This is a genomic window from Intestinibacter sp. (assembly GCF_034113885.1).
GTDB lineage: Bacteria > Bacillota > Clostridia > Peptostreptococcales > Peptostreptococcaceae > Intestinibacter.
The window spans coordinates 1-9,107 of sequence record NZ_JAXEWM010000153.1; the positions used below are offsets into that span (position 1 = coordinate 1).

The following is a 9,107-nucleotide window of genomic DNA, read 5'->3' on the forward strand; positions in this document are numbered from 1 at the left end:
TAACTCTTGTTTTAAATCTTCTAACAGTTTCTTTTGTTCTGTATTTAATTTAAAAGTTACACATAATGTTTGATTACCTTTTAAATATTTATCTGCTAATTCTTCTGCAACCTTATCAATCATAGGCTCAAAATAAAGTATAATCTTTTTATCTTTTAATTCATTCTCTTTATATAAATTTTTTTGAATTTCTTCATGAGCGATTGGCTCACATTTGCTATTTACAGATGCAAAATGAAACTTAGCAAATATAGGACAGTTTTCTAAATTATAATCAGTTTCTTCATTTGCTTTTTTACATTGTTCCTTGTAATCACAAACATCACATATCTTATCTAAATAAAAATCCATAACAGCATCTTGTGCTACATTCTGTTTATATCTAAAATGTCCATTATTTTTTTGTTTTTCAATTTTTTCATTTAACTGTGTATATACTTGTTTACTAATTTCATTTAATAAATTATTTTGTTCCATAAATTACCTCCAAATTTTTCTTTTTATTCTTTACACTAATACATAACGTACCTTTTTTTAAAATGTAAAATTATTAATCATATTCATTTGATTAATTTAATATTATATTCTTTACCAACGTTAAATCCTCAGGTGAAAAAAATATAAAAATTTTTTATTGTCTTGAATTTTTATTTACCTTATATTTTTGAATATTAATATTCATTTTTTAACTTAATTTCATAAATATATTTTCTATCATATTTATTTACCTTCTTTGAATAATCTTTATTAGTTACTATTTGAGTGCCTACTACTTTTAAACTGTTTTTTATTTTATAGAATTTATAATCGGATATATTTAAAATATTTATTACCTCATATTTAAAGCAGCCTAATTTAACTCTGTTCTCTTCATAAAATTTTAAGATTAATCTATCGTTCTGCTTTGGTAGGTTTTCTTTAAGTAGCTTTTGAACTTCACTATAATTTAAATTCGTATATCCTTTTAAACCTATTCTTCCTAATAACTTTTTACAAGTCGGTAAATCTAGTCGATGTATTAAACTGATCGTGTCATTTATTACCATTTTATCAACTACAGTTATCTCTCTATCGTAAAGGTTACAATACTGTAAAAATAGATTGAATAGTATATCGTGGTTTCCGGTTCGATTAATAGGAACTATCTCCATATCCTCTAATCTCAATACTTTCACCTCTTTTCATTTGTAAATATTAAGATATATTATTCTCTAGGCTTTCATACAACCAACGGACTCGAATGGAGTTCCATTTACAACAGCATATATCAATGTATTTAGCGATCCTGTAACTGATTTACATGAAAATATGGCTGCTGAGCAAAAAGCTTTAGCGACATATTATCAACTAATAAATTTAACAGACGACCCTGATATAAAAGATGTTCTAAGCTTTTTAGGTCAAAGAGAAATAACACATTATCAGAGATTTGGAGAAGCTTTGATGGAGGTATACGATTTTACCGAATGTAAAAAAATATTCTAAAATCTATAAAATCGACCATTTGGTTACAAAAAGTTACAAAACACTAGATATAAAATACCTATCTAGTGTTTATTTTTATATAATTTTTACCTCCTATTGTATAATTTTGCTACTATATTTAACATCAAAAAGAAAGTCTTTCTTATTTTAATATCAAAAACTATTTACAAATAGTTACAATTTTGTAATAATATATATAAAGAGAGAAACAACTTGTTACAATTTAGTTGTTTTTACCAAATGAGGAGAGTGAATATATGAATTTCGATTTAAAAAAGGCTCTTATAGGTACAGCTATAGTTTTACCTGTTATGGGTCTATCAATTTCAAATGCGGATAGTATAGAAAGTTTAATTATAAATGGATCAGTTAATTTTAGAGTTGCACCAAGCAAAGACTCTACTAAAATAGATAAATTACAAAAAGGTGAAAAAGTTGAATATTTAGGAGAATCAGGTAACTGGTATAAAGTAAAATACAATGAACAAACAGGTTACATATATAAAACATATGCATCAGTATCTTCTACTGCTGAAGAAACTAACAACTTAGTTAAAATTGTAAATTGTTCTTCTTTAAATCTTAGATCTGGAGCAGGAACAAATTATTCAATTATAAAGACTTTATCTAAAGGTACACAAGTTACTGTTTTATCTACTAGCGGTAATTGGTCTAAAGTATCAGTAAACTCAACTACTGGATATGTATATTCTTCATATTTATCTTCAGTTAGTAGTACTGCTGATGACCAAGTTGAAAATAATACTACAAATGAAGACACAAATGTAAAATATTATAGATATACAAGCACTACTTTAAACTTTAGACAAAATGCTAGTACAAGCTCTAGTGTAATATGTAAATTACCTAAAAATACTAAAGTAGGAGTTGTTTCTGTTTCAAGTACTGGATGGGCTAAAGTAAAATACAACGGTTCATTTGGATATGTTTCTAATTCTTATTTATCAGAAACTCAAGTTGGACTAACTGCTGAAAAAGATTCTAATTACGATTCTTCTACTACTAAGAGTCAAAAAATAGATAAAATAATAAGTATTGCAAAATCTAAATTAGGTTGTACATACGTAAGAGGATCTGAAGGTCCTAACACTTTTGATTGTACAGGTCTTACTTATTACTTATACAAACAAGTAGGTATAACTATACCAAGAGGAACTGCTGATCAAAAGAATGTTGGTTCTTACGTTTCTAAAAGCAACTTACAACCTGGAGATTTAGTATTCTTAGATACTAAAGGTAACGATGGTATTATAGACCATGCTTCTATATATATAGGAAACAACACTATAATCCACGCCAACTCTGTTGCAGGAAAGGTGTGCACATCTGACCTTACTACAAATTACTACAAAAATGCTTACGTTTCTGCAAGAAGAGTATTAGATTAATAACGAAATATCAGAGACCGATATAAAAATGTCGGTCTCTTTTTAATTTGCAAAACACGAATTAAATATATGAAAGTATACTTATTTTAGTTTCTTCATTTAAAGTAGTAAATCTCGATAAATTCTCACTTTCGGTATTTGTCAAAAACTGCATATAAAGTATCAGCTCTTTGATATCTTCACTCTCTGGCGTATTGTAATATGAAAAATACAAATTTTTTATATACTTTAGATAACATTTATTAATCCTCAAATGTACATAGCCCTTTTCTTCTTTTTCTAAAGCTTCACCAAATAATCGTTGTAGTTTCTTATATGCGTACTCGTATTCTCTATTTATAAATAAATCTTCAAAACCTTCATCAATGGATCTTTTGATATTTATTATTTTATCTCTAGTAAAAATCAAATTAAGATAATAATTATTTCGGCTGTACTTATATTGATAAAAATCAACTACACCTGCCATATAAACACTCCTTACCTATAACTTTCTTATTTACTATTATTTTCAAATTATATGAATTTAATACATAAAATATATTTATTTTTTTAAATTTTTGCATTAAAAAAGACTGGATTTCTCCAGCCTATTTTTCGACTCATTATAAAACTCTCTTAGCTCTAACAAATGCATTGTTGTAGTAATTAGAAAAATCAGATATAACAACCTTCTCCTTAGATGAAGACGAATGTATGAATTGATTAGAGCCTATGTATATACCAACATGAGATACATTTCCGTCATTTTCTCCACTTGTATCGAAAAACACTAGATCTCCAACCTTTAAATTACTCTTGCTTACAGTAGTGCCGTAGTTACTCTGTTCTTTAGATGTTCTCGGCAAGGTTATATTTGCAGAATTTTTAAATACATAATATGTAAATCCCGAGCAATCAAAGCTATTTGGTCCTTCAGCCCCCCACACGTAAGGCTTCCCTAGCTGTGCTTTTGCAAAAGATATTAATTTATCGACTTTTGCTGAAGAATCACTAGTATTAGATGAACCATTCGAAGATGAAGATCCCTTTGTATCACTTAAATATTTAGATGATACATATCCTACTGTTGATCCTACCTGTATTTTAGACCAACCACCATTCGTAGATATCACTTCAACCTGTGTATCTCTAGGTATAGATTTTATTATTGAATAATCTGTCCCTGGACCTTTTCTAACGTTTAATGATGAACAATTCACGTATTTTTTTACAGTCGATACAACGGCTTTTTCACTTAAATACTTGTTGTATACGTAACCTGTAGTAGTTCCTACCTTTACCTTAGACCAGCTTCCAACCACAGCAATTTCCTCTACCTCAGTTCCATTAGGTATCGTCTTTATTATGCTGTAATTTGTCCCTGCTCCACTTCTTACATTTAATACTGAGCAATTGACGTATTTTATTTTTGTCTCTATTTCTGAAATATACTTAGAATAAATATAACCTGTTTGATTGTTGTATTTTGCCTTTGTCCATGAATTCGATGTACTTATGTACTCCACCTTGTCGCCTTTGTTAAGCTTAGCTAAAGATTCATAGCTAGTAGATGGTCCCTTTCTAAAGTTTACAGAGTTTCCATTTACAACTCGGTATTCAATTGTGTTTGCATATGCTATTTGATTTTGATTTGTTAAAAAGCTACTCACTGGCAATAACGCTGCCGAGACTAATACAGTAGCTATAATATTTTTGTTAATAAAATTCATATTTTTCAAATGTAATATCGTTTAATATTATTAGATATTACAAATCCTCAACTCCTCTCCAATATTATAATTTTTTTTAAAATTTAATTTTACTCATTCAAGATATTATTATAACTTTCGTATTTTGTCCACCAAAATGGCTAAATAACTTTATTTACCATGTATATTTTCCATTTTTTTGTTTAGACTTTAGTAAATGATTTTTGGAACGTAAAATTATTTATACCAATCAAAAAACAATATATTTTTATCGAAAAACAATAAATTTATATTGTTTTTTAGTAAGTATCGTGATATTATATATATTAATAAATTATATTTTAAAAGGGGAATTTAAAAATGAAAAAACTTTTAACTTTAATAACATTTTGCTTATTTGCTATATGCCTTATAGCATACAGCATTATCGGCTCTAGAGTATTAGCCGATGGGACTTTAGATGAGCCATTTTTCCTAGTTCCAATCGCTTGGTTGTTCTTTTTTATAGGGGTTCTTATGGTCGTAGTTCAATCGATCTTCTATTTAAAAAATAAATTTTTTCCAAAGACATTTTAACATATAAGAAAATCTTTATTCTAAAAATGCATAATGTAGATTTTCTTGAAACATATACACGGAAATTATATTTATTAATATTCTTCAAATGAATATAATTTCCTATGTATTATAAATAGAGCTATTATATGAGTTTTTAGACTCGTATAATAGCTCTGTATTTTTCTATTTCTTTCCTGTACTTCCTATTCCGCCTCTGTTTTCAGATTCCATCTCTTCGACTTCTTTGAAAACTAGAGTAGGTTGATTTTTTTCTATTCTAAATTGACATATTCTGTCGTTAAATTCTATCTTAGTATCTCTAAGTGCATATGCTGGCATATACCACCAGTCATTAGGACCGCAGTAAGAGTTGTCTACTATACCGCAGTGGTTAGTTTGGATTATACCGAAGTTTTTAAAAGTACTGCTCCTAGGCACTATATGTGCTTCATATCCTGCTGGCAGCTGCATAGCCACACCTAATGGTATTAGCTTGAATTCTCCAGCCTTTAATTCAACATCTTCAGCAGCTCTTAGATCTATCCAGTCTGATTTTCCATCTATATATTCCAATCTCTTTATCTCGTCGTTGAGATATTTTATTTTGATTTCTTCCATATTATCTCTCCTTTTATTTTGACTAAATAATATTATAAATAAATTCAAAGCCCACTTCAAGGCATAAAAGTATTAAAAAAGTAATTTTTATCTATAATCTATATAAAACAAGAACGCTTGACAATATAAATTAATCTGCTTATCTTGAAATTTCTTGCTTTTTTATGATAACATAAATAGTATTTAATAAAGGAGGTTTGTATGAAACTTATACTTGCAGAAAAACCATCTGTCGCCAAAACAATCGCCTCTTTTCTAGGTGCGAAAACTAGACGTGATGGTTATTTTGAAGGAAATGAATATATTGTAACTTACGCCTTTGGTCATTTAGTTTCTTTATACGACATGAAGGATTACGACAAGGAAAAATACTCAGGCTCTTGGAAAATGGCTAATTTTCCCTTCATACCAGATAAATTTAGATTTAAAGTAGATGACTCAAAGCAAAAACAATTTAATATAATAAAAGAACTTTTAAATAAAAACAATATAGAATACGTAATCAATGCAACAGATAACGATCGCGAGGGAGAATTGATTGCATTTCTAATATTTTTACTAGCTAAAAATAAAAAACCAGTAAAAAGAATCCTTGTAAACGAATGGACTCCAAAGGATATTACTAGAGGTCTAGAAAATCTAAAGGATGAAGAAGATATGAGAAATCTTCAAGCTGCAGGATATACTCGTCTGATTACCGACTGGCTGATAGGGATTAATTTTACATCTGTCGCGACTTTAAAATACGGAAACGGCAAGCTTTTAAACATAGGTCGTGTAATACTTCCTACTGTCAAGCTAGTTTACGATAGAGATATGGAGATCAAAAATTTCGTTCCAAAGACGTACTTTGAAATCGAAGGTAATTTTAAATGCAAAAACGGTACATATAAGGGAAAATTGATGAAAGGAAAAGAAAGCAAATTCGATACTGAAGAGGAAGCGATGGCTGTCATAGAGAGCATTTCTTCCAAAGAGGGAATAGTTTCCTCTAAAAAGGTAACTAATTCCAAAGAATACGCACCAAAATTATTCAGTTTGACCTCTCTTCAAGGTTACATAACTTCTAAGTACGCTAATTTTACATCAGACAAAGTTTTAAACGTATGCCAGTCTCTATATGAAGGTAAAGGCAAGGGTGGATATATAACATATCCTAGAACAGATTCTGTATACTTAGAGGAGAGCTTAACTGACAAAGTAAGCCAGACTTTAAATAGATTAAAACAAGGTCTTCCATACGAAAATAAAATCAAATTTGCCAAGACTAAAAGAGTTTTCGATTCATCAAAGGTAGACAGCCACAGTGCGATTATACCTACTTACATAGTTCCAAATTCATTGACTCCAGACGAAAAAATAGTCTACCAAGCTATAAAGGACAGATTTATCGCAAACTTCATGCCACCTGCAGAATACGAAAACACAGAAATTAAAACGGATGTCGATGGTAATATTTTTCTAACTAAAGGTAAGGTCTTAAAAGTACCTGGATACTTAGAGGTCTACAACAAGGAGCAAAAAAACGACTTGCTTCCATACGTAGATAAAGGTGAAGCTGTAGATGTTTTAGAAATTTTACCTCTTAAAAAGCAGACTACACCACCTAAGTCATACACTGAAGACACACTACTTAAAGCGATGAAAAACTGTGGCAAAAACGTAGACGACGAAGATCTAGTCTTAGCTGGATACTCCATAGGTACATCTGCAACCCGCGGTGACGTACTTAAAAAAATCGCACAAGTTGGATACGTAGCCAAAAAGGGTAAATCATATTACATAACAGATTTAGGAATTAACTTAGTTGAAATATTCCCTGTAAAAGAACTTTTCGATGTGGACTACACAGGTAAGCTAGAAAAAAGCCTGAGCGATATTCAAAAGGGAAAATTCTCTCGTAAAGAGTATTTGACAAATATAATGAATTTTATAGTAAAAAACGTTAATTTAATAAAATACGATTCACCTAAAAAAATAAATACAGAAGCTTACATATACGACCCTAAAACAGGAAAAAGTAAATCTCAATCTGAGCTAAATAAAGCTGCTAAAAAAGCTAAATCAACTGATGCCAAAGCTTCAGCTAGTAAAACCGACACTAAAAATAATTCGCTAGGTAAATGTCCTGTCTGCGGCGGCGATGTAATCGAGGTCGAAAGCGGATTTTTATGTACAAACTACAAAACTTGCAAGTTCGGCATATTTAAAAACGACAAATACCTAGCATTTTACAAGAAAAAACCTAATAAGACAATGGTAAAATCCATACTAAAAAAAGGTGAGGCAAAGGTAAAATCACTAACAGACAAAAATGGAAATAAATTCGATGCTGTATTGACATATACTAAAAACCAAAATGGATATTTCAGCTGGTCGATTAAGAGATAAGAATAAAATTCGAAAATTTTAAAAATAGCTTTCTATGATAATTTTAACCTCAATTACAGCATAATCATAGAAAGCTATTGTATTTTACATAGTTTAAATTTTATAAAATTACTTACTTTTTTCATTTAATCCCCTTACGACATTGAATAAATTACTCAGAGCAATGCATCCCAATGCAGCAATAAGTGAATTATTGTTTGATTTATCCCCAAATATACTAATACACAAAAATATTATTCCTGCAATTAATAATCCCGCACTTGCTATAACAAAAAGTGTTTTTATTGTTTTATTATCCATAATTACTCCCCCGTTTAAATTTCCAAAATAATATATATCGTCTTTCAATATATCGCTATATGATATATTTATAATATATCATGTTACGATATATCTGTCAACGAGTTATTCTATTTCAAAATAAGTTTCCATTCATCCTCTTCAACTACATATTGAAATTCGGTTAATTTCTCATCTAACATTACTTGCAATAATTCCTCGAAGTTATTCACAAGGTCGAATTTAGATAAGTCATCCTTTTTAACCCAATGCATCTCGCCCTCTTTTGAGCTTATAACATCTCCAGTATATTCATCTGTTCTAAAAAGAAATACAATATATCGCCCATCTTCTATAGGAAACTGTTTTACCCCACACAATTTAGGATCTTTTATCGTAAGACCTGTCTCCTCTTTCATTTCTCTGATTACAGCATCGACAATAGACTCTCCACTTTCGATATGACCGCCTGGAAGAGTATATCCTTTCCAATCTTCGCCGACTCTATCCTGTAATAAATATTTATCTCCATCATAAATTAAACATAATACTGTTAATTCAACATTTTCTGTTCTACTCATTTATATCCTCCATATCTATAAATTCAAATTCACAAAAATAATTTAACACACAATATAAATAAACTGTGCATTAGATCTTATTTATATTATAAAAT

Annotated in this window: 10 protein-coding genes and 1 pseudogene; 4 read left to right on the forward strand and 7 right to left on the reverse strand. The window is 29.4% G+C overall.

Features of this window, described 5'->3' with window-relative positions:
* Positions 1–477 (reverse strand): hypothetical protein (locus SPD90_RS09390; protein ID WP_320925055.1); only part of this gene is annotated, 477 nt, incomplete at its 3' end.
* Between the two features lie 194 nt (positions 478–671).
* Positions 672–1,166 carry a hypothetical protein gene (locus SPD90_RS09395; RefSeq protein ID WP_320925056.1) on the reverse strand — a complete coding sequence of 165 codons (495 nt, stop codon included), beginning with the start codon at positions 1,164–1,166 and terminating at the stop codon, positions 672–674.
* Positions 1,167–1,221: 55 nt separating this feature from the next.
* On the opposite strand from SPD90_RS09395, the pseudogene SPD90_RS09400 reads away from it, so the two are divergent.
* A pseudogene (locus SPD90_RS09400) lies at positions 1,222–1,485 on the forward strand (manganese catalase family protein); the annotation flags it as partial.
* A 257-nt stretch (positions 1,486–1,742) separates the two neighbouring features.
* Positions 1,743–2,894, forward strand: coding sequence for a C40 family peptidase (locus SPD90_RS09405; protein ID WP_320925057.1), 1,152 nt, complete (start codon positions 1,743–1,745; stop codon positions 2,892–2,894).
* Between the two features lie 61 nt (positions 2,895–2,955).
* Here SPD90_RS09405 and SPD90_RS09410 read toward each other — a convergent pair whose 3' ends face one another.
* Positions 2,956–3,363, reverse strand: a complete 408-nt coding sequence (locus SPD90_RS09410; RefSeq protein ID WP_320925058.1) for a hypothetical protein — start codon at positions 3,361–3,363, stop codon at positions 2,956–2,958.
* Between the two features lie 136 nt (positions 3,364–3,499).
* Positions 3,500–4,546, reverse strand: coding sequence for a C40 family peptidase (locus SPD90_RS09415; RefSeq protein ID WP_320925059.1), 1,047 nt, complete (start codon positions 4,544–4,546; stop codon positions 3,500–3,502).
* 399 nt (positions 4,547–4,945) lie between these two features.
* Between SPD90_RS09415 and SPD90_RS09420 the strand changes: the two genes are divergently transcribed.
* Positions 4,946–5,161, forward strand: a complete 216-nt coding sequence (locus SPD90_RS09420; RefSeq protein ID WP_320925060.1) for a DUF3955 domain-containing protein — start codon at positions 4,946–4,948, stop codon at positions 5,159–5,161.
* Between the two features lie 165 nt (positions 5,162–5,326).
* Here the strand turns inward: SPD90_RS09420 and SPD90_RS09425 are convergent, their stop codons facing one another.
* Positions 5,327–5,761: a dUTP diphosphatase gene (locus SPD90_RS09425; protein ID WP_290692412.1), complete on the reverse strand. Its 435-nt coding sequence runs from the start codon at positions 5,759–5,761 to the stop codon at positions 5,327–5,329.
* 201 nt (positions 5,762–5,962) lie between these two features.
* On the opposite strand from SPD90_RS09425, the gene SPD90_RS09430 reads away from it, so the two are divergent.
* On the forward strand, positions 5,963–8,152 hold the full coding sequence (locus tag SPD90_RS09430) for a type IA DNA topoisomerase (RefSeq protein WP_320925061.1): 2,190 nt from the start codon (positions 5,963–5,965) through the stop codon (positions 8,150–8,152).
* 108 nt (positions 8,153–8,260) lie between these two features.
* On the opposite strand, the gene SPD90_RS09435 is transcribed toward SPD90_RS09430, so the two are convergent.
* On the reverse strand, positions 8,261–8,452 hold the full coding sequence (locus SPD90_RS09435; RefSeq protein WP_290690910.1) for a hypothetical protein: 192 nt from the start codon (positions 8,450–8,452) through the stop codon (positions 8,261–8,263).
* A gap of 110 nt (positions 8,453–8,562) precedes the next feature.
* Complete coding sequence (locus SPD90_RS09440) at positions 8,563–9,012, reverse strand: 8-oxo-dGTP diphosphatase (RefSeq protein WP_320925062.1); 450 nt, start codon at positions 9,010–9,012, stop codon at positions 8,563–8,565.
* Between the last annotated feature and the right edge of the window lie 95 nt (positions 9,013–9,107).

Bases quoted from the DNA above. Each gene is read 5' to 3' on its own strand.
- SPD90_RS09435 (WP_290690910.1), bottom strand. From the start codon at position 8,452: ATGGATAATAAAACAATAAAAACACTTTTTGTTATAGCAAGTGCGGGA.
- SPD90_RS09410 (WP_320925058.1), bottom strand. From the start codon at position 3,363: ATGGCAGGTGTAGTTGATTTTTATCAATATAAGTACAGCCGAAATAAT.
- SPD90_RS09430 (WP_320925061.1), top strand. From the start codon at position 5,963: ATGAAACTTATACTTGCAGAAAAACCATCTGTCGCCAAAACAATCGCC.
- SPD90_RS09425 (WP_290692412.1), bottom strand. From the start codon at position 5,761: ATGGAAGAAATCAAAATAAAATATCTCAACGACGAGATAAAGAGATTG.
- SPD90_RS09420 (WP_320925060.1), top strand. From the start codon at position 4,946: ATGAAAAAACTTTTAACTTTAATAACATTTTGCTTATTTGCTATATGC.
- SPD90_RS09440 (WP_320925062.1), bottom strand. From the start codon at position 9,012: ATGAGTAGAACAGAAAATGTTGAATTAACAGTATTATGTTTAATTTAT.
- SPD90_RS09405 (WP_320925057.1), top strand. From the start codon at position 1,743: ATGAATTTCGATTTAAAAAAGGCTCTTATAGGTACAGCTATAGTTTTA.